Source organism: Hymenobacter seoulensis (assembly GCF_054780535.1).
The window spans coordinates 31566-51998 of the sequence record NZ_BAAGWD010000004.1 but is presented as its reverse complement, the minus strand read 5'-3'; the positions used below and the strand labels follow the sequence as shown (position 1 = coordinate 51998).

The following is a 20433-nucleotide window of genomic DNA, read 5'->3' as shown; positions in this document are numbered from 1 at the left end:
CAAATTTTCAATAATTAATTCTTAGTATTTTACAAGAACCGGCTTCAACACAGGTTTTCCTCAGATGAGCCACCTAGGCTGTTTGGGTGGCATTTCCCGTACTGTAGTATCGCTGGTTTTCTGGCGCTTAAATCTGAAGCTGTTTCCTCATTTATTTATTTTTTTGAGCACCTATGGACATGCATTACATCCGGCGGGGCGCAGGCAAACCCCTGTTGCTGCTACACGGTATTGGCGGCAGCTGGCGCTCCTGGTCCACTATTCTGGATACACTGGCCGAAGAGCGCGACGTAATAGCGGTGGATTTGCCGGGGTTTGGGGCTACGCCTGCCCTAGCCGGAGAAGTGTCTATCCGTACGTTAGCCGATGCCGTAACGGATTTCCTGCGCCAGCATCAGCTGCTGGGCATTGATGCCGTAGGCAGCTCCATGGGTGCTCGCCTGGTGCTGGAGTTGGCGCGCCGGGGCGGGGTAGTGGGCGCGGTGGTTTCGCTGGACCCGGGCGGATTCTGGCGAGGATCGGAAATTCCGGTATTCTATTACTCAGTGGCTTTTTCAGTGCGCTTGGTGCGGTTGCTGCGCCCCGTTATGCCGGCTATTACAAGCCATCCAGTGTCGCGCACGCTCCTATTCAGCCAGTTTTCGGCCCACCCGTGGCGCCTCTCCTCAGATGTGTTGCTGCCGGAAATGCACACCTTCGCGGCCAGCCCTTCTTTTGATGAACTGCTCCGCAGCTTAGCTTTTGGCGAGCGGCAGCAGGGCGCGCCGGCAGGCAGCCTAGCTCAGCCCGTAGTGATTGGGTGGGGGCGGCAAGACCGGGTGTGCTTTCCGGCGCAGGCCTACCGGGCCCAGCGTTCCTTTCCGGATGCAGATCTGTATTGGTTTGACGACTGCGGACACTTTCCGCAGTGGGACCAACCCGCTGAAACGGCGCAACTTATTCTGCACGTTACCAGTGGGCAGGGCGTGCCCGCCACGGCTCCTGAGCTGCCACGGCCAGCCCGTAGCCTGCGGCAGGCCACAGTGGCCGGGATGGTAGCGGTGGTGGCGGCCGGTGCGGCCTGGCTTCTCATAGGTAGGCTTCGCGCTGAGCGCTAACGGTTTCTCCAGCAGCACGACCTAGTAAGCAGCCGAAGAATTACACCCGGGAACAAAGCCAGCGCACGGCTTCGCCTTCATCCGTAAACTGGTTGAGGGAGCAGTAGTCGCCGTGGGTGTAGGGTAAAGAGGGCAAGGTGTCGTCCTGCACGTCATCCTGCTGATAGGGCGCAATCAGGAAGGCCAGGTACACGTGGTCGCCGAGCTGGCGGCGCAGCGTTGGGTAGAACTCCGTGGTAAGCCAATGCACGTCGCGGGAGTCAACCTGCACGCGGCGGCGCGAGTCTATCAGCCAGCGGCGGCAGGCCTCGCAGCCGGCAGCATAACGCAGCAGCTCCTGATAACCGGCACGCAGCTCAACAGAAGACGCGGGACGCGTCCAGCGAGCCGTGACAATGCCCAAGTCAGAGCGGTGGGCAAGCACAAGGAAATCGGCAACGGTGGTCGAGGTCATGCAATCAGAACTAAAAGTCAAACCAACGCGAATAGCGGTCGGAATACGGGCGACTAGGCTACCTTGTTGGCTACACCGGCCATACGGCTTGGCGCTTTATTTCAGCGGGTATTCCAACTGTCTATACGTCAGGCGCTAGACTGAGCTAGGGCTTAGTAGGCACTGCAGGTGGCGTAGGAGCCTCCACCGGCCGGATATCGTAGCGGCGGTTAAACTCCGCAACTGCCGCCGAGCGCACGTTTCGCTTAGTTAGCACCATAACTACGCCATCCTGAGCTCCGGCCCCGAATATCCGGATGGCTTCCTCGCCCTTAATCACAGTGGCCGAAGCAATGGTACGAGGGTTTAACTGGCTAATGGTCTGCTGGTCAGAAGGCAACCCATCGAGAAAATAGAGGCTAGCGGGCGCTACGTGCTGCGTAGTAGCTGGCACCGGCACCGCCGTTTGGGCCGATACAGTGGCCGAGCTCAGCAGGCTGCAGGCAAGCAGCAAGCCAGAAGAACGCACGAAAGTAGAAAGGAGCATGGCGTAGGGGCGAGTGTAGCAGGCAAGATACACACGGAACCACTAGGGCCGCAAAAGCCCCGAACGCAGTGCGCATTCGGGGCTTTGTAGGTGTCAGATTCCAGTAATTTCAACCAGCTCCTAGGCCAGCAGCTCATCTACAGATGGCCAGTATGAGTTCCGGGCGCTTTACTTGGTAGTGATGACGATAGCGCCTTTTTTGCCTTTATCGCCGTATTTCTTGGTAGCACTCGGCGCGTCCAGCACGAACACTGATGCTACTTGCCCGGCCGCTATTTTGGCTTGCTCCGGGGCTGCTTCTTTGCCGTTAATGATTAGAAGCCGGCCGCCTAAATCAGCGGCGGTAAAGCCGTTGCCAGCCATAACGGAGCTTGTCAGGCGCTGATCTTCGGGCTTGGCGGGCGCAAAGCTGAGGTTGTGCTCCTTGATAAAGGCTAGTACTTCCGCTGAGTCTCTGTTTTTCTTCGTGATAATCAGGATAGCTCCCTCATTGGCTTTGTCTCCGAATGACTTTAGCGCTTCCTCTCGTTTGAGCACGCTCACACTTTCGATGGCCGACGGACTGAGCGCATCCAACTCCGCTTTGGTCACAGGCTTGCCATCCAGAAAGTACAGTGGCTCAGCTACGGCTACTGGTTCACCTTTGGCATCAAACAACACTTTCTTCGGCCGACGGCCCGATGCTATTTCAGCCCGGTAACGCAGGTTGCCACCATCGGCGGCGCGCACTTCCGTAACCCCAATGAGGCGGTAGCCGGGGTACTCTTTCACGATGTAGGCTAAGGCGGCCGGGGGCAAGGCACTGATAGGCGCTTCCTTTTCCGTATCAGCGGTTGCGGTCGGTACGTTATCAGTTGGTGCTAACACAGCCGAAGCCGCATCAGGAGTTGAGAAGCTCAGTAGGCCTAGGGCCAGCGGCAGCACTACTAGGTAGCGTAAAGCTTGCTTGCGGGAAGATGGCTGGGAATTCATCATGTGGATACGGTTTTTAAGGGTAATAAAGGAGAAAGGTGTGACCAGCGCCGGCCCCGGCGCTAGGGTGCTAAGCCGCACCAAGCTGTATTGGTATTCTTTGGGCTCCAGACTGCCCGACCTGAGCACGGCAGCATCGGTAATGAACTCCAGATTTTCCTGCACGGCCCGCAGCAGCAGCCAGGCGCCAGGGTTAAACCAGCTTACTATTCGCTGTGCGTGGCCCAGGAGCACATCCAGCGTATGCCACTGCCGCACATGTACTTGCTCATGCAGCAAGATGGCCGGCAACTCAGTGGTGGCGTGCTGCTCTGGGTTCAGGTAAATGGTTTGCCAGAAGCAGAACGGGTTGATGGGGGCCGCTACCTGCCGAAAGCGCACGCCCGCGGCCTGCGCCGGCCTCGACGCCCGATGCATGCCCGCTAGGGAAGCACCCTGCACCACAAGGCGCAGCAGCATCAGGGCGGTTCCGGCCCCATAGAGGCCTAGTAGCCAAGCGCCGTAATCGGGCCCTGCGGCCACCGGTGCTGCGGCCGAGGCACTGGTTCCACTAGCCCAGGTTGGCAGCAAAACCGTCAGCTGACTTTCCAGCACGGCCGGCCGGGTGAGCAGCCCCGACACATCCAGCAGCGGATACAGCGCTGCGAAAACCACGGCCCCGAGCAGATAAGCCCGGTTGAGTTGATGAAAGGTAAGCCGCCGCAGAAAAGCATAATACACGCCCACCAGCAGCAGCAAGGCTCCGTTTGCCTTCAGCAGATACACCAGCAGGTCCGGAATCATGGCTGCTTGGGCTTTTGCTGCTCAATCATGGCAATAATTTCCTGCAGCTCCTCGGCACTGATTTTCTGGTCTTGCGCAAAAAAGGAAACCAGCTCTTTATAGGAGTTGCGGAAGTAGTCGCCCACGAAGGTGCCCAGAAACCGCTTACGGTAATCCTCAGCCTGAATAAGCGGCGTGAACCGAAACGTATTGCCCAGCTTTTCGCCGCGCAGGTAGCCCTTGCGCTCCAGGTTGCGCACCGTGGAAGCCAACGTAGTGTAGGGCGGGCGCGGCTCGGGCAACAGGTCCAGCACCTCCTTAATAAAGCCGCCGTTTAGTTGCCAGAAGCCGCGCATCGCTTCTTCCTCAGGCTGAGTAAGTCGTTCCATATGAGTTATTACGATTATTTCGTAATACTACGATTATTTCGTAAACGTGTACACTCATGACAGCATTTATTTTTCATCAGACACAAAAAAGCCGGCTTGCACAAGGCAAACCGGCTTTCCTGAAAAGCAGAGCTAGTAACTCAGCAACCTACCAAATGCGGGCGCGCACATTTTGGGCGCGTACCATTTTGGCGTCTTCCTTGCAGCCGAAGGCCTCATAAAACTCGGGCATGTTCATGAGCGGACCGTTGGTGCGGTACTGGGCCGGTGAGTGCGGATCCGTCTGTACTTGCTGACGAATGTACTCAGGACGAGCATTCGTGCGCCAGATCTGGGCCCAGGCTAGGAAGAAGCGCTGCTCGGGAGCCAGGCCGTCGTATTGCGGGCGTGGGTCAGAGCCATATTTCTTCTGTAGTTGCTTTTGCAGCGCCGAGTAGGCTAGGGCCGTACCGCCAAAGTCGGCGAGGTTTTCGCCCATGGTCAGCTTGCCATTCACGAACACCGAGTCGAGGGGCTGGAACGCCGAGTACTGAGCGCCTACTAGGTCGGCACGCTTGGTAAACTCTGCGGCGTCTTCCTTGGTCCACCAGTCGCGCAGGTTGCCCTCCGCATCCGACTGCCGGCCGCGGTCATCAAAGCCGTGCGTGATTTCGTGGCCGATTACGGCACCCATGCCGCCGTAGTTTACCGCGTCATCGGCCTTGGGGTCGAAGAACGGGGGTTGCATAATACCGGCCGGGAACACGATTTCGTTGAGCGAGGAGTTGTAGTAGGCGTTCACCGTGGGCGGCGTCATGCCCCACACCTGGCGGTCAATCGGCTTGCCGTAGCGGCTTACATTGTCCTTGAATTCCCACTCGCGGGCGGCCAGCACGTTTTTCAGGTACGACTCGCGTGAGACGTTCAGGGCCGAATAATCCTTCCACTTGTCGGGGTAGCCGATTTTTACGGTGAAGGAGTTCAGCTTTTTCATGGCCTCCGTTTTGGTAGCCGGGCTCATCCATTCCAGGGCCTGAATGTGCTCGCCCATGGCTTCCTTGATGTTAGCTACCATTTCCAAGGCCTTCTGCTTGGTTTCGGGGGTGAAGGCTTTCTCCACGTAGATCTGACCAAAGGCTTCGCCCAGGGCGCCATCCGTAGCGCGGAGCATGCGCTTCCAGCGGGGCTGCTGCTGCTTGGCCCCGCTCAGTACCTGCTGGAACCGGAACGACTCATCGACATAGGCCTTGGGCAGCGCCGACGATACGGAGTTCACCAGGTGTGCCCGCAGGTAGGTTTTCCAGTCAGAGAGGGGCTCTTGCTTGAGGGCCGTGCTGGCTTCCTTCAAAAACTCCGGCTGACCCACGATTACCTCCTTCGCCGAGCCTAGGCCCAACTGAGGCAGCATCGCCGACAAGCCCAAGTTCGGGTACTGGGTGTTGGCTTCCGCTACGGTCATCTTGTTGTAGTTGGCGTAGGGGTCGCGCAGGGCTACGCGGTCTTTGCTGGCTTTGGCCAACCGGGTTTCCAGGCGCAGGACGGTAGCCGCGTTTTTGGCAGCCGCAGCCTCGCTGTCGCCCAACATCTTGAAGGTGTTGGTGAGGTACGTAGTGTAGGCCGTGCGGATGCCTTTTGAGCGGGCATCGTCTTTCAGGTAGTAGTCGCGGTCGGGCAGACTCAGGCCGCCTTGGCTCAGGTAAAGCGCATACTGCGAGCTGTTTTTGCGGTCTTGGTTAACGCCCAGGCCGAATACCGAGCGAGTCTGGAGCATCTGCTGGCGCACCAGCTGGCTTTGTAGGCCTTTCAGGTCTTTCACGCCCGTAATGCGGGCCAGCTCCGGCTGCAAATATTTCAGGCCGGCTTTTTCGATGGCTACCGTATCCATGGCCGAGGCGTAGAAGTCGCCCACTTTCTGCGGGTTAGAGCCTTTAGTCGCCGACTTATTAGCCGCAGCCGTTTCCAGAATATTGCGCAGTACAGCGTTGTTCTGGTCGATCAGCGTATTCCAGGAGCCCCACGACGACTCGGCGCCAGGAATGGGCGTGTTCTTAAGCCAGGTACCGCTGGCGTACTGGAAGAAATCCTCACAAGGAGAAACCGACTCATCGCGCGCCGACAAATCAAGGCCAACACCGGGCAACACAGGGCCTTTGGGAGCCGCTGTGGGGGTAGTAGTGGTAGTAGCCGTGGTGGTTGTGGTGGCAGAAGTAGTGGTGGCAGCAGGCGTGCTGGCTGCGCAGCCGGCCAGGGCTAGGCCAGTAGCCGTGCCCAAGGTCAGCAACAGGTAATTTTTGGAGGTCATGAACTAAGTATGTGGGAAAATGAAGAGGTGTGTTGTGTGTATGAAAGCCGCCATTCGTTACGCCGTAGCTCTGCTATAGAGCTCCAACAGAGACAGTTCGTGGTGTTCGAAGGCCTAGGGATTTTCAGCCTATAATCCGATTACCAAATTACAGCTCTTTCTGAATCGGGGCGTACCATTTTCTGGCCCTGCTGGCACCCGAAGGCTTGGTAAAACTGGGGCATGTTCATGAGCGGCCCAATGGTACGGTACTGGCCCGGCGAGTGCGGGTCCGTCAGGATTTGCTGGCGCAGGGCGGCTGGCCGGATGTTGGTGCGGCGCAGCTGGGCCCAACTCAGGAAAAACCGCTGCTCCGGCGTAAAGCCATCAATCAGCGGCCGGTTGCCTTTGCCATACTGCTTGTCCAGCTGTTTCTGGAGGGCACCGTACACGATGGTGAGGCCGGCAAAATCGGCTAGGTTCTCACCCATGGTCAACTTGCCGTTTACGTGTACTGAGTCGAGGGGCGAGAAGGCATCGTACTGCTTGCCTACTACCGCAGCGCGCTTCGTGAACTCCTCGCCATCGGCTTTGGTCCACCAGTCGCGCAGGTTGCCCTCTGAGTCATACTGGCGGCCCTGGTCATCGAAGCCGTGGGTCATTTCGTGGCCCATCACGCCGCCAATGGCACCGTAGTTTACCGCGTCATCGGCTTCGGGGTCGAAGAACGGCGGCTGGAGGTAACCCGCCGGAAACACGATTTCGTTCATGGGCGGGTTGTAGTAGGCATTGATGGTCGGTGGGGTCATACCCCACTCGTTGCGGTCAATGGGGCCGCCAAACTTCTTCACGTTCTGCTTGTAGGCCCACTGCCGGGCATTGAGCACGTTTTGCAGGTACGATTCGCGCGAAATGTTCAGCTCGGAGTAGTCCTTCCACTTATCGGGGTAGCCGATTTTTACGCGTAGGGCGTTAAGCTTTTTCAGGGCTTCGGCTTTGGTGGCGTCGCTCATCCAGGTGTTGGTTTGGATGTGCTCAGCCATCGACTCCTTGATGTTGGCCACCATTTCCAGGGCCTTGCGCTTGGCTTCCGGCGAGAAGGCCTTATCCACGTACAGTTGGCCAAAGGCCTCGCCTAGGGTCGCATCGGTAGCCGACTGCATGCGCTTCCACCGAACCGGCTGCTGCTTGGCCCCGCTTTGCACCTGCTGAAATTGAAAGGCCAAGTCGCCGTAGGCTTTGGGCAACGCCGAAGGTAACGAGCTTACCAACTGCCAGGTCAGGTAGGTTTTGATGTCGGCCAGCGGCTCAGCTTTCATCAGGGCGCTTACTTCCCGGAAGAAATCTGGCTGGCCCACAATTACCTCTGGCGCCGACCCCAAGCCATTCTGGGCCAGAATGGTCGTCAGACCGATGTTGGGGAATTGGGTGTTGGCCTCGGCTACCGTCATTTTGTTGTAGCTGGCGTTGGGGTCGCGTAGGGCTACGCGGTCCTTGCTGGCTTTGGCCAACCGGGTTTCGAGGCGAAGTACTGCGGCGGCTTTCTTAGCGGCCGTGGCTTCCGCATCACCCATCAGCTTAAAGGTGCTGGTGAGGTAGCTGACGTAGGCGTCGCGGATGGTTTTGGAGCGGGCGTCGTCCTTGAGGTAGTAGTCGCGGTCGGGCATGCCGAGGCCGCCCTGGCTCAGGTTCACGGTGTACTTGGTGCTTTGCTTGCGGTCGGGGCCTACGCCGGCGCGAAAGAAGGCACCGGTGCCCAGCGTGTGCTGACGAGCCAATACCGTTTGCAGGCCTTTCAGGTCTTTGACGTCGGCAATGCGCTTTAGCTCCGGCTGCAGATACTTCAGGCCGGCTTTTTCAATTGCTACGGAGTCCATGCCGGAGGCGTAGAAGTCGCCGACCTTTTGGGCGTTGGTGCCCCTAGCAGCCGAGGTGTTGGCGGCCGCTTCTTCCAGAATCTGTTTAAGCGTAGCCTGGGTCCGGTCTCCGAGCAGGTTGCGCGGCCCCCAGCTGGAGGCGTAACCCGGAATCGGGTTGTTCTTCATCCAGTTGCCACCCGAAAACTGAAAGAAATCTTCGCACGGCGACACCGAGCGTTCGACGTCCTGGGGGTTGATACTGCGGCCTCCTGTGGTGGATGCTACGGAAGCGGGAGTTGTGGTAGCAGCAGCAGTACTGGTAGTGGTTGTGGGTTGCTGGCTGGTGGCGCAGCCGGCCAAGGACAGCAGCAGGGCCGCGGCCCCAGCCCGCTGGGAAGCAGAACGGTTTTTCATTCAGCGAGATACAGAAAAGGATTTCGCCTAAGGTCGTAACTCCCTCCGTAAGGTTGCGCCGCTTAGTTTGTGCTGATAAAGCCTACTATACTAGTACTGCAAACTTCTATATTGCTTCTCATAGTTAGTCTAGAGTATAAGCTGACATGTGAGCTAGTTTGCTGTCCCGTCTAGCTTAATATATTTTTACTTATTGGATTAGCGAAGAGCGGCTATTCTGCTTCGCGATAAGAAACCACCGCCTGTTTTGCTGTAGGTATACGGCCACTCATAGGGGAAGACACACGTCGTTCTGTGCAACCGCTTTCCCATGTCGTCCACCAGCGTTGTAGTTTTGTGTACTTCGCGATGGGACGCATTATAGTAGTGTGTGATGGTCTTAAAGGCGACCGACTCAGTACACCCGCTGTTGAAGAAAGCGGTTTCCCGCTTGAAAGCGAAGGTGCGGCCCTGCTGATCGAAATAGTGAGGATAGGTCAGGTTCCAGTCCCCGCTTTCACTCACGGGCGACTCCGTAGCCAAGAGTAGGCGCTGCTTATTTCTTAGCACCCGAAACACCACAGCAGCCGTAGCGGGAAGCGTATCCAAAGTTCCCTTCACGAGCTGGCCGTTTTCCAGTTGCACATAGGTCAGGAAAGCGGCTGGATGAGCCAGAGCATAGCGGTCAACGGCCGCTTGCTGTTGCAGAAGTTGTTCGACGCCTGATGTAGTGTAGCGGGAATGGGTGGTAAATGATAGGCTCCCGAACAGGGAAAAGCGTACCAGCAGATACATGGCTAGGATAAGGATACCCGATTGGTAAAATGGGAAAGCACCGACAATAGAACCTAGTAGTTCGAATCTAAATTGAATTCTTGAAATAAAGAGGTGAGATAGACACCAATTGATTCCTCTTACTTTCATCCCTCAACATAAGAAGTGTTATTCGACGCTTCAAGAAATCGTGCTAGTGTTGAGCACTATAGCTTTCTACTTCAAAACAACACTTTACTTACAGTCCACTCTTCGTGGTGCTCTTCGGAGTAGGCATATAAATTCACTAGCATCCTTAAACACCAGAAACAAACAAGGCAGTAAAGGCGACTAGCCCTCACTGCCTTGATAAACCAACCTCAACGCTACCAGTTAGCGCCGGCGGGGTTTAGCGCGCTCGTATTGCTCGGGCCAGTGCACATCGGCGCCTAGCTCGTGGGCAGCGTGCAAGGGGAAGTAGGCGTCGCGTAAGGATTCGCGGGCGAGGAGCACTACATCGGCTTGGCCGCTGGCAATGATGTGTTCAGCTTGTTGGGCTTCGGTAATCATGCCCACCGCGCCAGTGGCGAGGCCAGTTTCGCGCTTGATTTGCTCAGCAAACTGCACCTGGTACCCAGGACCGACGGGTATGTCGGCGCGGGGCACGTTGCCGCCGGTGGAGCAGTCGATGAGGTCAACGCCGTTGTCTTTCAGGATGGCCGCCAGGGCCACGGATTCTTCGGCCGTCCAGCCGCCTTCGGTCCAGTCGGTGGCGGAAATACGCACGAGCAGCGGCAGGTTTTCGGGCAATTCGGCGCGGGTAGCAGCTACTACTTCCAGCAGCAGCCGGACGCGGTTTTCGAAGGCACCGCCGTAAGCGTCGGAGCGGTGGTTACTGAGCGGCGACATAAACTCGTGCAGTAGGTAGCCGTGGGCCGCGTGCAGCTCAATCACTTCAAAACCAGCTTCCAGTGACCGGCGGGTTCCCACGCGGAAGGCCTCTACTACCCCCTGGATATCCGCCAAGCTCATTTCCCGTGGAGCAGGCTCGTCGGGGGTGAAGGGCAGGGCGCTGGGCGCTACGGTTTGCCAGCCGCCTTCGGGTTCGGGCACGACGGTGCCACCTTTCCAGGGGCTGCTGTGGCTGGCTTTACGGCCGGCGTGGGCAAGTTGAATACCTGGAATGCAGTTTTCGCTTTTGAGAAAATCGGTGATGCGACGCAGGCCCGGCACGTGCTCGTCTTTCCAGATGCCGAGGTCATCGGGGGTAATGCGGCCTTCGGGCACGACGGCTGTGGCTTCGAGCAAAATAAGGGCGGCCCCGCCCACCGCTCGGGCGCCCAGGTGTATTAGGTGCCAGTCGTTGGCAAACCCATCCTGGGCGCTATACTGGCACATGGGCGAAATAACAATGCGGTTTTTCAGGGTGAGGCCGCGCAAGGTGAGCGGCGTGAAGAGCTGAGCCATTCTATGTATACAAAGAAGTAAAAGCGGTTCGGAACGAAGATTCATAAACCCCTGGTAAGGCATCAGGGTTTTCACCGCTGAGCTTTTCAGGGCGCCGTGGGCAGCCTGGAGCAGTTGCTTAGAGGTACTAGGCTGGTAAAACATCAAAACCATTCGGGCCGGCTGGCGGTATGCATCTGGCACCAGGCCTTGGCAACCGAGCCGCTTTCTTCCTCCGACTCTCCTCTTCCCTACCCTATGCGCACCATCAAAACCCAGCACCGCGCCCAGAACGCCCCCATTGCCGACCTGGTTACCTATCGGGCGCTGCCTACGAACTCCGTAGAGCACCTGGATCCGTTCTTGTTTCTGAACCACCACGGTCCGCAGGTGTACCGACCTAATAACCAAGGCTTGCCGTTTGGACCACACCCCCACCGCGGCTTCGAGACGGTGACCTTTATTCTGGACGGCGACATTATGCACCAGGATACGGGCGGGCACCAGAGCATTATCGGGCCGGGCGGTATTCAGTGGATGACGGCGGGCCGGGGCCTGATTCACGCCGAAATTTCGTCGCCGGAGTTTAAACGCACGGGCGGGCCGCTGGAAATTCTGCAGCTGTGGGTAAACCTGCCGGCCAAGGATAAAATGGTGGAGCCGCGCTACATCGGGCTTCAGGAGCCCGAGATACCTAGCGTTTCGCTGGACGAAGGCCGGGTAACCGTTCATGCAGTATCAGGCAACTGGGCCGGAACGCCGGGCGCGGTACAGCCCCTGGCCGATATTCAGCTGGCTACCATCAACTTCCAGTCCGGTGGTAAGCTTCACCTCACTATTCCAGCCGAACGCACCGTTTTCTTTTATACCATCCGGGGCAAGCTGCGCGTAAATGGCCAGGAAACCGAGGCCCGCAAGCTTACGGAGTTCAACTATGATGGCGACGAGCTACAGATAGAAGCCGTAGGCGGTGAGGCTGTGCTGCTGCTCGGCCACGCCAAGCCATTTCAGGAGCCGATTGTATCCTACGGCCCGTTCGTGATGAATACGGAGCAGGAAATCCGGCAGGCTTACCAAGACTACCAAGCCGGCAAGTTTGGCCAATGGGAAGATTAATTGCCTTAGTGTAAAGTAAAGGGCTAGGAAAAACGTCTGTGCCAGTAAGCTGCTTTACTGGCTGGTAGCCACCGCCCAATGACCGACGTTTTTACTTCTTCCTCAGATAAAATCACCGAAAGGTTGTGCACAACCTTTCAGCGTCGTACATTTGTAACAGATTCTGTTACGTATTCCCTCATGAACACTCGGTTTGCCGTTGCAACGCATATTCTGGCATATCTGGCTCACGCGCAAGGGCAGCAGGTATCGTCGGAGGTATTGGCATGCAGCGCGGGTACGCACCCGGTGGTAGTACGGCGGCTCATGAGTGCGTTGCGCGAGGCTGGCTTTGTACAGAGCCAGCGCGGAGCCGGTGGCGGCACGGTGCTAGCACGCCCAGCCACTGAAATCACACTGCTCGATGTGTTTCGGGCGGTGCAGGAAACCGACCCAGATATTTTTCAACTAAGCAGCACCAACCCCAACACCCACTGCGATGTAGGCGGCGTGATGCAGGAAACCCTGGAAAGCTTGTTTGGACCGGCTCTTGAGGCCATGCGCGTAGCGCTGGCCGCCGTGACGGTAGAACAGGTGGCCCAAGAACTACGCAAGCGGCTGCCGGGCCAGTGCCCTGGAGCAGCAGCAAGCTAGGCTTCTTTTTATTTGCCCTGAAATGTAACCAAACCAGTTACTTTCTGTTTATCAACGTCTTCCGTGCGGTCATCATCGGCCAGCGGCTAACCTTTACCAGGGCAGCATTCCTGGATGGGCCGGAAAAGCCGGTTCTCAACTCATGAAAAAATTACTTGGCGTGGGGCTTGCCCTCCTCGTCGTGGTGGGCAGCCTGCTGGCGTCCCGCTGGCTTACTTCCTCTCCGGCGCAGCTTACTTCTGAGCTGCCTATTATTGCTACCTCGCACTTCTTGCCCAAGCCTGCGGATACTAGCCCTTCGAATACCGCGAAGGATGAGCCCGTACTGGCGCTCCAAGCGGGCCGGGTATGGGAAATATACTTTCACGAAGGCCAGCGCGTGCGCAAAGGGCAGTTGCTGCTAAAGCTGGTAGAAAAGCTGCCGAGCGTAGCGCAGCAGCAACTGCAGGCCCGTCTGCAAAAGCAGCAGCAAGCCCTTGATGCGTTACTAGCCACCCAGCCAGCCCCAACCGCCTCCGCCTTAACAGCCGCCCGCGAGCAGATAGCGGCTACCCGCACCCAGCTGGCCCGGGCCGTGCCCATGCTCAGCTTCCTGTATGTTTCGGCCCCGGCTGATGGCCTGATTACCGGTCGCCTGGTGGCTACCGGGGACTACCTCACCCCGCAGATGGAAGTGGCCCGGCTGTCTTCGGAGTTGCCGGAGGATACCACGCTCCTACTTTCCAGCGTTGAGTAAGCCCGCGGCCCCTTCTTCTTTTACCTCTCTTCTCAGTACTTGCTGCCGTATCAGACTATGGAACAGCTCATTCGCTACCAAGTAGAGCGCATGCTCCGCAAAAAACACCGCAACCCAGCCCTTCAGCTCACCCCTGCTTCCCGCTTACACGAAGACGTAGGACTTGACTCTATTGACATGGTGGAGCTGGTAATTAACCTGGAAAACCGCTTTCACATCGAAATTTCAGACCCCGAGCTGGAAGGCCTGCGCACTGTGCAACACGTGCTCGATTGCGTAGATGAACACCTGGCTGCCACGGTACACTAGGTCCTCGCTCAGCCCAAAGTTCTTGCAGAAACAGATACTGGTTACCGCCCTTATCTGCCCTAGTCCGGCCCCAGTAGCATTGTTTAGATGACAGCTACTGGGCTGCCGGGCTTTTTTGTGGCGCTAGGTATCGGCCGCTCGTAAAGCCCGCCTTACACTACTGGTTGGCGCCGGCCTATTTGCAGCCAGTTAATCGCCTCCCGCTCATCTATAAAACGCTCCGCTATAAAGGGCTTGTCAGCAAAAAAGCTAACGGGCGGAAAAGCGGCATCGGCATCGGCATCGCGCATGATGGCGGGCACGAGCAGATACGCTAGGTAAGTGCGACCACCCAACCGCGCTGGCAGCATGGGCAGAAACGTGGTTATCATCCAGCGGGCGCCATCCCGGTCGGTGTTATAGCGGCGGCGGGCATCGAGCAGCCACTGCCGGCACTGGCGCTGGGCCGCTTCCTCCAGTAAGTAGAGGTAGCCGGTACGCATTTCCTCTTCGGTTACTTTCCGCATCCACCGAATCAGTAGCACGTCCAGGTCTTCACGATACGAGACTTCCAGGTACTCCGGGGCAACTGCCGACATGTGCAAAAGGAAAAGAACTACATCAAAGGTAACAGCCTACTTTCGCAACCATAGTAGCCTTTTTTCTGTTTTTGGCACTTCTTCGACCAACTCCGTATCTTTTCCTATGATTCCTTTGATTGCCTATACACCCCGGCTTACCCTAATAGCAGCAAGCCGGGCCCTGCTCACCGCCGAACTCACAAAGCCCCAGTACTTTCCTGTGCTACTGGGTGCGGCCATGCCAGCGCACTGGCCACCCGGCGAGTACGACGAGGACGCCATGCGTTATTTTCTGGAGCAACTCACGGCGGGCGGCCGCACTGCCGCGGGCTGGTACGGGTGGTATGCCATTCTGCGCGCCGGCCAGGAAGCTCCTGTTAATACCATTATTGGCACCGGCGGCTTCCATGGCCCCCCAGTGAATGGATCGGTGGAAATAGGCTTTTCGATTGCCGATGACTGGCGCAACCAAGGCCTGGGTACAGAGCTGGTAGCCGGCCTGGTGCGCCACGCCGCCGATACCGAACTAGTGCGTCACCTCACGGCCCGCACTACCCCTGGCAACACTGGTGCCCAGCGTATTCTCGAGCAAAACGGCTTTCGCCCTGCTACCACCCTCCCCGACGCAGATGGCCGCCTGCATTTCGAGCGGGACATTATCGAGACGGATAAAACCGAGAAAAAATAATTTCCAACGAAGCCGTTGGCAGCTACTTCTGCCTGATGTGCCCTGGGTTGTTAGCAGCCTGGGGCATGTTTATTCTGGGCCTTAGGTAGTGGATTGCTGCAGGTGAGCCGGTACTTTTGCTTTCCCTTTTGTCCTGCCCGCTATGTCCGCTGCTACCGGTACTCCCCTTACCTACCGCCCTGAGTTGAATGGAGTGCGGGCCATTGCAGTATGGGTGGTAGTGGTGCAGCACTGGGCCTCACCCCCTATCATGATGGGGGAAGTAGGGCGGCAGCTGTTCTTTGTACTCAGTGGCTACCTGATTTCGGGTATTGTCTGGAAGCAGCAGGTATATCCGGGGGCTCCGGGTCCCTGGCGGCAGCGCCTAGGTACGTTTTATCTGCGCCGTCTGCTCCGGATTATTCCACCCTACTACTGTGCCCTGGCCGTTAGTGCTTTGCTGCCTCTGGAAACCGTGCGTGAGTACGCGCTCTGGTTTATGCTACCTACGGCAAACCAGCTGTTTTACCACCTGCAGCGCTGGGGCGAAGGCTGCGGACACTTCTGGACCCTGGCCGTAGACGAGCAATTCTACCTTTTGTGGCCGCTGCTGCTAGGGCTGGTGGGCCGGCGCTGGAAGTGGTTTGTGCTCATTGCTGGCCTAGGCTTGGCGTTCCGGGTAGGCTGGGGCCTGTTGGTCACTTCGGGCTTTCTGCTGGTGCTGCTACCCTCCTCTATTGATTTGTTTGCGGCCGGTACGCTGCTACGCCTCTTTGAGAAATCAGAAGGGCTGGGCCGTTGGGCCAAGGGGCGCTATGTGCTGCTGGCCTGGGCAGTATGGTGGACGGCCTGGTGGTTTCTGCACCGAGTGGAGGGCGGCGCCACCTGGATTATGGTATTTCCTACTATAGGCTCGGTAGCGGCCTTCCTTACCCTGGCCTGGCTGTTGCGCAACCCCGATGCTGCCCGCCGAATGGGGCTGCTGCAACCGGTCCTACTATGGCTGGGTAAGCGCAGCTTCGGAACCTACTTGTACCATTTGGTATTGCCGGTGTTCTGGCAGCGGGTGGTGTACAAGCTATTCTCGGCAGCGTCTGGCTGGCGCGAAATTCTGCTGGGTCCTATTCCTACGTTACTGGTGCTTACCCCTCTGCTGCTGTTGCTCTGTGCGGCTTCCTGGCGCTTCATTGAGGCCCCCCTCGACCGCTTCAAGCGCCACCTCACCTACGCGCCTACCACGGAGCCTGTGCCGGCGCGTTAGTTGGTCTCACTGGCTGCACCTAAAGCCGCCAGCGTTAGCGGCCCCTCAGATACAAACCGCAACTGCGCGGGCAGCCCTGCTTCCTGCATATCGTGCAGCAGCCCCTCTCCCGAAGCTTCCGGGGTAAAGTCGTTGGTAGTGGTGGAAATGAGCGTAACGGGCCGGTTTGGCAATTTTTGCAGGGTAGCGCTGCGGTCAAGCACGGCCGGAAATACCGCCGCGTATAAAATCAAGCGGCTGTAGGGTACGTGCCCATTGGCTAGCCAGCGGCAGGCAACGGCAGCGCCGTGCCCATACCCCAGCACCGTGATGGACACCCCCTTGGGGCAGGCAGCCAGCACATGGTCGGCCAAGGCATTTAGGTAAGTGTTCAGGTCGGCTAGGTCGGGTGCCAGCGAATCATCTGTAAACCAACTAGCACCGGTCACTAACTTATCAGTGAGTTCGGCAGGCAGGGTATAGCGCGAAAGGGCTTCAGGCAGAATAAGCAGGCGTTCGGGTGTATCGAGGGTAATGAGCTGCGCCGCAAAATCTTCCAACGGCTGCCCGCGCCCGTGCAAACAAAACCACACGTGCTGAATGTCAGGGCCGGGCTCACCGAGGCTGATGTACCGCGCCGTACGGGAAGTAGTAAAAAGCTGAGGCTTCATAAACAGGAGTTTCTGATCTGAAAAGAGAGTAGGTAGGCTGCTTCTTAAAGACGAGTAGTTACACCGGAAGGATACCGCACTAGGTCATTCTTACCAGCAAACCCGACACAATGACTGGCAAAAACCGGCTTAATGCCCCTTAAAACAGACATTATGTCTTGTATTAGTATTAAGTGGCCATTGGGGTATGTTGGTACAGGATTTGAAATACCCCTGGTACATCATCCAGAAAGGAACCTAACCATGAATCTGATCAGCAAAGACTTTATCCGCAACATTGCTCCGCAACTCGACCTGCTTAACACGCTAGGTGGTGGTATTGCGCAAGCCGTGATGCGGGTCGACAAGCGGGAGAAGGGCGTGGTAGTCCGTGTGGCTGCCCCGTCGGTGAGCCCTGAGAACTTTCACGTTGTGCTCAATAACAATGTGCTGACGGTGTTTGCCGAGTATCGTAACTCGCCCGAAGACAAGCTGGCAGCGCCATTGTTCACGCGCGTTCTGGCCCTGCCCGATAACCTCGACCAGAGCCGCATCGATGCCGTGTTTGAAGGCCAGGAACTGCTGGTACGCATTCCGTACCGCGACACCACAGCTGCTGCGCGCGAAATCACCATCAAGCAGCGCTAATCCACTAGCTGCTTATAACGCCGGGACCGACCGGCCACCGTATGGTTTCACTTGCCACTGCCAGCTCGGTAGTGGCTTTTTCATGCCCGCTTAGTTGCTAGCTACTACCAGTATCTAAACCTTATTCCTTCTGCTATTCGAACAGAGGCCACAACAACAGAAAGCCAGTGAGCAGGGAGAGGTAAAACCAGCCCATGAGTTGCCCGCGGTAGCGGCGCGGCAACCGGTTGCTCAATACCAGCACGGCCACTACTACCAAGCCCAAGTACAGCAGCAGAAACACCACCGTTTTCACCCAATTGCTGACAATGGTATTTTCGGGCTGCATTTGGTTGCTCATGCCCAGTCCGGACGTGGCAAACCGCAACACGTAGTACACTACCACCTCAAACAACACGAATAACGCGGCACCCACCAGCAACGGCCGCAGCCCCGATTTTTGGGTGGTTTCAGCCATAACAGCACCTAGTAAAACAGTAAAACAAGAATTCAAGAACCCAGACCAGGGGTTTGGGCTTACCGCTTGCCTAGTATTTCAGCCGTACGGGTTCGGATGTACAGTTCCTCTACTTTGGCTCGGGCCCAGGGTGTGCGGCGCAGAAACGTGAGGCTGGACTTGATGCTCGGGTTCACGGCGAAACAGTTGATGCGGATGCGGCTGTCCAGCTCGGGCCAGCCGTACGCCGCCACCAAGTACTCCAGAATCTGAGACAGGGTAACGCCGTGTAGCTCGCGGATGAGGTGACCGGATTCATCGCGGGCATCAGGAAGGTTGGGCAGGTCGGGCATGGTAGTAGGGCAACTTGTTGCTGCAAAAGTGCGAAAAAGCAGGCGGCTTCCGGCTGGCTTCACCCTAGTAAGGTACCAGACAAGCCCGTTGCGTCGTTACCTTTGACCACCTGCCTTTGCTTCATGAGTGCTTCTCGTCGTTCCCGTACTGGCGTTTCCTCGGCCCGGCGCCGGTTGCTGCCGCTGGCGTTGCTAGTGCTGCTAGTAGGGGCCCTCGTCTTTTATGGGAAATATCAGCGGCAGATTAACCGGTATGTTCGCCGCACCTACGCCACGCTCAGCAGCCGCTACCTGACGGGCCGCGAGAAAACGCCCCTGCTCACGGGCTATTCGGTGCATGGCATTGATGTATCGGCGTATCAGGGGCAGATAAACTGGCCAGAAGTAGCCGAGCACAACGTGCGGTTTGCCTTTATTAAAGCCAGTGAAGGCGTAACCCTGCGCGACGTACGGTTTCAGCGCAACTGGAAAGGCGCACGGGCGGCCGGCATTTACCGCGGCGCTTACCATTACTTCCAGCCCAACTACGACGGCGCCCAGCAAGCCAACCTGTTTACCCGCACGGTGCCCCTAGCCCCCGGCGACTTACCGCCCGTGCTTGATGTAGAGCACGCTGAGTTTCATGATGTGGCCCAGATGCGGCGCGGCGTGGCTATCTGGTTGCGACTGGTAGAGCGCCACTACGGCGTACGGCCCATTCTGTACTCCAACTACAGCTTTTACAAGCGCTACCTGGCCGGGCATTTTGATGCGTACCCGCTGTGGCTGGCGCACTATGAGGTAGCACAACCCGTATTGCCGCGCGAGAAATGGATTATCTGGCAGCATTCCGATGAGGCCTATATTCCCGGCATTCGGGGCACCGTGGACTTCAATGTATTTCAAGGAAATTTTGAACGCCTGCTAGCCCTGCGCATTCCTTCGCGCACCCGGCCTCCTGGTGCTCTGGTCCACTAACGTTTCTGCCCATGCAATTCTCCGCTTTCCTTTCGTGGCGCTGGCTGCTAGCCTTTCCGGCCGCTGGGTTGCTGGCCAGCTGCGCCGGCAGCTCCGGCACCTTCACGCAATCTGGCAAGGCCTCTTTTTATGCTGATAAGTTTGAGGGGCGCAAAACGGCTAGCGGCACGGTGTATCGGGGCGGCCAGCGCACGGCGGCCCACAACACGCTGCCCTTCGGCACGGTGGTGCGCGTAACCAATCCGCGCAACCACCGCTCCGTGAAAGTAACCGTCACGGATCGGGGGCCGCATGCCAAAGGCCGCATCATTGACCTTTCCAAAAAAGCGGCCCGCAAAATCGACATTATTGATGCGGGCGTGGCTCCCGTTGAACTGAAGGTGGTGCGCAAGGCACGCTAGCCCTCCGCTTTGCCCCAACCTGCCGTAGCAGCCATAGTGTATCCTAATCACCCTAAGCTTAGCTCACGCGATGCGCATTCGTAAAAAAGTGCAGTGGACCATTCCGGCCGAAGCCGATCGATTTATCCAGCTCGGGGCCTTTGTAAAGGCCGCCGAAGTGCAAGGCTGGTCAGAAGCGGAAATACAGTTTGTGATGGATGAGGTGGTAGAAGCCGCCGATGAGGCAGAAGTAGCCCTCATCTTTCAGGATTATACGCAGCCCGTTCGGCGCTAACAAAAAAAGCGGTCCGGCTTCTGCCAGACCGCTTCCTAGGTCGAATAGTGCTTGTAACCTGCTTATTTAACCTTTTTCTTCATCTTGGCCTTGCTCTTGCCACCGTCGCGGGCCACTTGCAGCAGGCTATCCTGCTCCGCTTTCATAGCCTTGGTAGTCAGGCGGCCGGTCAAGGACATGTAGTCGCCTTCTTTCAGCACAGCCGTGGTGCCATCGGTCATCGTTACGGTGCCGTCGGCGTTGATTTTGGTGCCGTTCAGCAAGGCGGTTTCTGAGGTGAGGGTTTCGGTATGCGCGTCGCGCGTCATCATTACCTTGCCTTCTTTCATCATGAAACCGTCTTTCATGGTAATACCCACGGGCACCACTTTGGCCTTGGGCTGCACCGCCCGGCGCGGTGCTACTTTAGTTTGAGCCTGCGCGCACAGGGTAGTAGCGCCCAGTAGCAGTAAGGTAGCCAGCAGAGAAGAATGCACTTTCATAAGTAAGTAAAATGGGGTGGGTGGAAACACAGGCAAGGGGGAGCCGGCGGTCTAAAATAC

Annotated in this window: 24 protein-coding genes; 11 read left to right on the top strand and 13 right to left on the bottom strand. The window is 57.5% G+C overall.

Translation table 11 applies throughout. The features are described 5' to 3' along the window. Positions 1–173: 173 nt before the first annotated feature. Positions 174–1097, top strand: a complete 924-nt coding sequence (locus ACYVHC_RS16185; protein ID WP_460614827.1) for an alpha/beta fold hydrolase — start codon at positions 174–176, stop codon at positions 1095–1097. 40 nt (positions 1098–1137) lie between these two features. Here the strand turns inward: ACYVHC_RS16185 and ACYVHC_RS16180 are convergent, their stop codons facing one another. From ACYVHC_RS16180 to ACYVHC_RS16145, 8 genes are all read right to left on the bottom strand, one after another. Next, positions 1138–1551, bottom strand: coding sequence for a hypothetical protein (locus ACYVHC_RS16180; protein ID WP_460614826.1), 414 nt, complete (start codon positions 1549–1551; stop codon positions 1138–1140). Between the two features lie 145 nt (positions 1552–1696). Further along, positions 1697–2077: a hypothetical protein gene (locus tag ACYVHC_RS16175; RefSeq protein WP_460614825.1), complete on the bottom strand. Its 381-nt coding sequence runs from the start codon at positions 2075–2077 to the stop codon at positions 1697–1699. A gap of 168 nt (positions 2078–2245) precedes the next feature. Continuing rightward, complete coding sequence (locus ACYVHC_RS16170) at positions 2246–3832, bottom strand: M56 family metallopeptidase (protein WP_460614824.1); 1587 nt, start codon at positions 3830–3832, stop codon at positions 2246–2248. After that, complete coding sequence (locus tag ACYVHC_RS16165) at positions 3829–4200, bottom strand: BlaI/MecI/CopY family transcriptional regulator (protein WP_460614823.1); 372 nt, start codon at positions 4198–4200, stop codon at positions 3829–3831. Before ACYVHC_RS16165 ends, ACYVHC_RS16170 begins: the two co-directional genes overlap by 4 nt. Positions 4201–4348: 148 nt before the next feature. Continuing rightward, the gene (locus ACYVHC_RS16160) at positions 4349–6481 is read right to left on the bottom strand and encodes a M13 family metallopeptidase (RefSeq protein WP_460614822.1); all 2133 of its coding nucleotides are present in this window, start codon (positions 6479–6481) and stop codon (positions 4349–4351) included. 140 nt (positions 6482–6621) lie between these two features. Then, positions 6622–8733: a M13 family metallopeptidase gene (locus ACYVHC_RS16155; RefSeq protein ID WP_460614821.1), complete on the bottom strand. Its 2112-nt coding sequence runs from the start codon at positions 8731–8733 to the stop codon at positions 6622–6624. Between the two features lie 198 nt (positions 8734–8931). Next, entirely contained in the window at positions 8932–9507 is a 576-nt protein-coding gene (locus tag ACYVHC_RS16150; protein ID WP_460614820.1) for a hypothetical protein, read from the bottom strand. Positions 9508–9858: 351 nt separating this feature from the next. Continuing rightward, positions 9859–10932, bottom strand: coding sequence for an NADH:flavin oxidoreductase/NADH oxidase (locus ACYVHC_RS16145; RefSeq protein ID WP_460614819.1), 1074 nt, complete (start codon positions 10930–10932; stop codon positions 9859–9861). A 237-nt stretch (positions 10933–11169) separates the two neighbouring features. On the opposite strand from ACYVHC_RS16145, the gene ACYVHC_RS16140 reads away from it, so the two are divergent. The 4 genes from ACYVHC_RS16140 to ACYVHC_RS16125 all read left to right on the top strand — a co-directional run bounded on the left by ACYVHC_RS16140 (position 11170) and on the right by ACYVHC_RS16125 (position 13705). Beyond that, on the top strand, positions 11170–12027 hold the full coding sequence (locus ACYVHC_RS16140) for a pirin family protein (protein WP_460614818.1): 858 nt from the start codon (positions 11170–11172) through the stop codon (positions 12025–12027). A gap of 180 nt (positions 12028–12207) precedes the next feature. Beyond that, the gene (locus ACYVHC_RS16135) at positions 12208–12660 is read left to right on the top strand and encodes an Rrf2 family transcriptional regulator (RefSeq protein ID WP_460614817.1); all 453 of its coding nucleotides are present in this window, start codon (positions 12208–12210) and stop codon (positions 12658–12660) included. A gap of 142 nt (positions 12661–12802) precedes the next feature. Beyond that, complete coding sequence (locus tag ACYVHC_RS16130) at positions 12803–13396, top strand: efflux RND transporter periplasmic adaptor subunit (protein ID WP_460614816.1); 594 nt, start codon at positions 12803–12805, stop codon at positions 13394–13396. 57 nt (positions 13397–13453) lie between these two features. Beyond that, positions 13454–13705, top strand: coding sequence for a phosphopantetheine-binding protein (locus tag ACYVHC_RS16125; RefSeq protein ID WP_460614815.1), 252 nt, complete (start codon positions 13454–13456; stop codon positions 13703–13705). 152 nt (positions 13706–13857) lie between these two features. On the opposite strand, the gene ACYVHC_RS16120 is transcribed toward ACYVHC_RS16125, so the two are convergent. Continuing rightward, positions 13858–14283, bottom strand: coding sequence for a hypothetical protein (locus ACYVHC_RS16120; protein ID WP_460614814.1), 426 nt, complete (start codon positions 14281–14283; stop codon positions 13858–13860). A 106-nt stretch (positions 14284–14389) separates the two neighbouring features. Between ACYVHC_RS16120 and ACYVHC_RS16115 the strand changes: the two genes are divergently transcribed. Continuing rightward, positions 14390–14953, top strand: a complete 564-nt coding sequence (locus ACYVHC_RS16115; protein ID WP_460614813.1) for a GNAT family N-acetyltransferase — start codon at positions 14390–14392, stop codon at positions 14951–14953. A 142-nt stretch (positions 14954–15095) separates the two neighbouring features. Then, positions 15096–16193: an acyltransferase family protein gene (locus ACYVHC_RS16110; RefSeq protein ID WP_460614812.1), complete on the top strand. Its 1098-nt coding sequence runs from the start codon at positions 15096–15098 to the stop codon at positions 16191–16193. Here ACYVHC_RS16110 and ACYVHC_RS16105 read toward each other — a convergent pair. Continuing rightward, complete coding sequence (locus ACYVHC_RS16105; RefSeq protein WP_460614811.1) at positions 16190–16843, bottom strand: alpha/beta hydrolase; 654 nt, start codon at positions 16841–16843, stop codon at positions 16190–16192. The two genes, ACYVHC_RS16110 and ACYVHC_RS16105, sit on opposite strands and share 4 nt — an antisense overlap. A gap of 243 nt (positions 16844–17086) precedes the next feature. Here ACYVHC_RS16105 and ACYVHC_RS16100 point away from each other — a divergent pair, with 243 nt between their 5' ends. Next, positions 17087–17470 (top strand): Hsp20/alpha crystallin family protein, encoded by a 384-nt coding sequence (locus ACYVHC_RS16100; RefSeq protein WP_460614810.1) that lies wholly within the window; start codon positions 17087–17089, stop codon positions 17468–17470. A gap of 133 nt (positions 17471–17603) precedes the next feature. Here the strand turns inward: ACYVHC_RS16100 and ACYVHC_RS16095 are convergent, their stop codons facing one another. Both ACYVHC_RS16095 and ACYVHC_RS16090 read right to left on the bottom strand, forming a co-directional pair. After that, a complete protein-coding gene (locus ACYVHC_RS16095; protein ID WP_460614809.1) occupies positions 17604–17927 on the bottom strand; it encodes a hypothetical protein in 324 nt (107 codons plus the stop codon). A gap of 59 nt (positions 17928–17986) precedes the next feature. After that, on the bottom strand, positions 17987–18259 hold the full coding sequence (locus tag ACYVHC_RS16090; RefSeq protein WP_460614808.1) for a VF530 family protein: 273 nt from the start codon (positions 18257–18259) through the stop codon (positions 17987–17989). 123 nt (positions 18260–18382) lie between these two features. Here ACYVHC_RS16090 and ACYVHC_RS16085 point away from each other — a divergent pair, with 123 nt between their 5' ends. The 3 genes from ACYVHC_RS16085 (at position 18383) to ACYVHC_RS16075 (ending at position 19891) form a co-directional block, all read left to right on the top strand. Next, positions 18383–19216 (top strand): glycoside hydrolase family 25 protein, encoded by an 834-nt coding sequence (locus tag ACYVHC_RS16085; RefSeq protein ID WP_460614807.1) that lies wholly within the window; start codon positions 18383–18385, stop codon positions 19214–19216. Positions 19217–19227: 11 nt separating this feature from the next. Continuing rightward, a complete protein-coding gene (locus ACYVHC_RS16080) occupies positions 19228–19617 on the top strand; it encodes a septal ring lytic transglycosylase RlpA family protein (RefSeq protein ID WP_460614806.1) in 390 nt (129 codons plus the stop codon). Positions 19618–19687: 70 nt separating this feature from the next. Continuing rightward, on the top strand, positions 19688–19891 hold the full coding sequence (locus ACYVHC_RS16075; RefSeq protein ID WP_460614805.1) for a hypothetical protein: 204 nt from the start codon (positions 19688–19690) through the stop codon (positions 19889–19891). A gap of 62 nt (positions 19892–19953) precedes the next feature. On the opposite strand, the gene ACYVHC_RS16070 is transcribed toward ACYVHC_RS16075, so the two are convergent. Next, the gene (locus ACYVHC_RS16070; protein ID WP_460614804.1) at positions 19954–20373 is read right to left on the bottom strand and encodes a DUF6799 domain-containing protein; all 420 of its coding nucleotides are present in this window, start codon (positions 20371–20373) and stop codon (positions 19954–19956) included. Positions 20374–20433: the final 60 nt, after the last annotated feature.

Bases quoted from the DNA above. Each gene is read 5' to 3' on its own strand.
- ACYVHC_RS16185 (WP_460614827.1), top strand. From the start codon at position 174: ATGGACATGCATTACATCCGGCGGGGCGCAGGCAAACCCCTGTTGCTG.
- ACYVHC_RS16180 (WP_460614826.1), bottom strand. From the start codon at position 1,551: ATGACCTCGACCACCGTTGCCGATTTCCTTGTGCTTGCCCACCGCTCT.
- ACYVHC_RS16175 (WP_460614825.1), bottom strand. From the start codon at position 2,077: ATGCTCCTTTCTACTTTCGTGCGTTCTTCTGGCTTGCTGCTTGCCTGC.
- ACYVHC_RS16170 (WP_460614824.1), bottom strand. From the start codon at position 3,832: ATGATTCCGGACCTGCTGGTGTATCTGCTGAAGGCAAACGGAGCCTTG.
- ACYVHC_RS16165 (WP_460614823.1), bottom strand. From the start codon at position 4,200: ATGGAACGACTTACTCAGCCTGAGGAAGAAGCGATGCGCGGCTTCTGG.
- ACYVHC_RS16160 (WP_460614822.1), bottom strand. From the start codon at position 6,481: ATGACCTCCAAAAATTACCTGTTGCTGACCTTGGGCACGGCTACTGGC.
- ACYVHC_RS16155 (WP_460614821.1), bottom strand. From the start codon at position 8,733: ATGAAAAACCGTTCTGCTTCCCAGCGGGCTGGGGCCGCGGCCCTGCTG.
- ACYVHC_RS16150 (WP_460614820.1), bottom strand. From the start codon at position 9,507: ATGTATCTGCTGGTACGCTTTTCCCTGTTCGGGAGCCTATCATTTACC.
- ACYVHC_RS16145 (WP_460614819.1), bottom strand. From the start codon at position 10,932: ATGGCTCAGCTCTTCACGCCGCTCACCTTGCGCGGCCTCACCCTGAAA.
- ACYVHC_RS16140 (WP_460614818.1), top strand. From the start codon at position 11,170: ATGCGCACCATCAAAACCCAGCACCGCGCCCAGAACGCCCCCATTGCC.
- ACYVHC_RS16135 (WP_460614817.1), top strand. From the start codon at position 12,208: ATGAACACTCGGTTTGCCGTTGCAACGCATATTCTGGCATATCTGGCT.
- ACYVHC_RS16130 (WP_460614816.1), top strand. From the start codon at position 12,803: ATGAAAAAATTACTTGGCGTGGGGCTTGCCCTCCTCGTCGTGGTGGGC.
- ACYVHC_RS16125 (WP_460614815.1), top strand. From the start codon at position 13,454: ATGGAACAGCTCATTCGCTACCAAGTAGAGCGCATGCTCCGCAAAAAA.
- ACYVHC_RS16120 (WP_460614814.1), bottom strand. From the start codon at position 14,283: ATGTCGGCAGTTGCCCCGGAGTACCTGGAAGTCTCGTATCGTGAAGAC.
- ACYVHC_RS16115 (WP_460614813.1), top strand. From the start codon at position 14,390: ATGATTCCTTTGATTGCCTATACACCCCGGCTTACCCTAATAGCAGCA.
- ACYVHC_RS16110 (WP_460614812.1), top strand. From the start codon at position 15,096: ATGTCCGCTGCTACCGGTACTCCCCTTACCTACCGCCCTGAGTTGAAT.
- ACYVHC_RS16105 (WP_460614811.1), bottom strand. From the start codon at position 16,843: ATGAAGCCTCAGCTTTTTACTACTTCCCGTACGGCGCGGTACATCAGC.
- ACYVHC_RS16100 (WP_460614810.1), top strand. From the start codon at position 17,087: ATGAATCTGATCAGCAAAGACTTTATCCGCAACATTGCTCCGCAACTC.
- ACYVHC_RS16095 (WP_460614809.1), bottom strand. From the start codon at position 17,927: ATGGCTGAAACCACCCAAAAATCGGGGCTGCGGCCGTTGCTGGTGGGT.
- ACYVHC_RS16090 (WP_460614808.1), bottom strand. From the start codon at position 18,259: ATGCCCGACCTGCCCAACCTTCCTGATGCCCGCGATGAATCCGGTCAC.
- ACYVHC_RS16085 (WP_460614807.1), top strand. From the start codon at position 18,383: ATGAGTGCTTCTCGTCGTTCCCGTACTGGCGTTTCCTCGGCCCGGCGC.
- ACYVHC_RS16080 (WP_460614806.1), top strand. From the start codon at position 19,228: ATGCAATTCTCCGCTTTCCTTTCGTGGCGCTGGCTGCTAGCCTTTCCG.
- ACYVHC_RS16075 (WP_460614805.1), top strand. From the start codon at position 19,688: ATGCGCATTCGTAAAAAAGTGCAGTGGACCATTCCGGCCGAAGCCGAT.
- ACYVHC_RS16070 (WP_460614804.1), bottom strand. From the start codon at position 20,373: ATGAAAGTGCATTCTTCTCTGCTGGCTACCTTACTGCTACTGGGCGCT.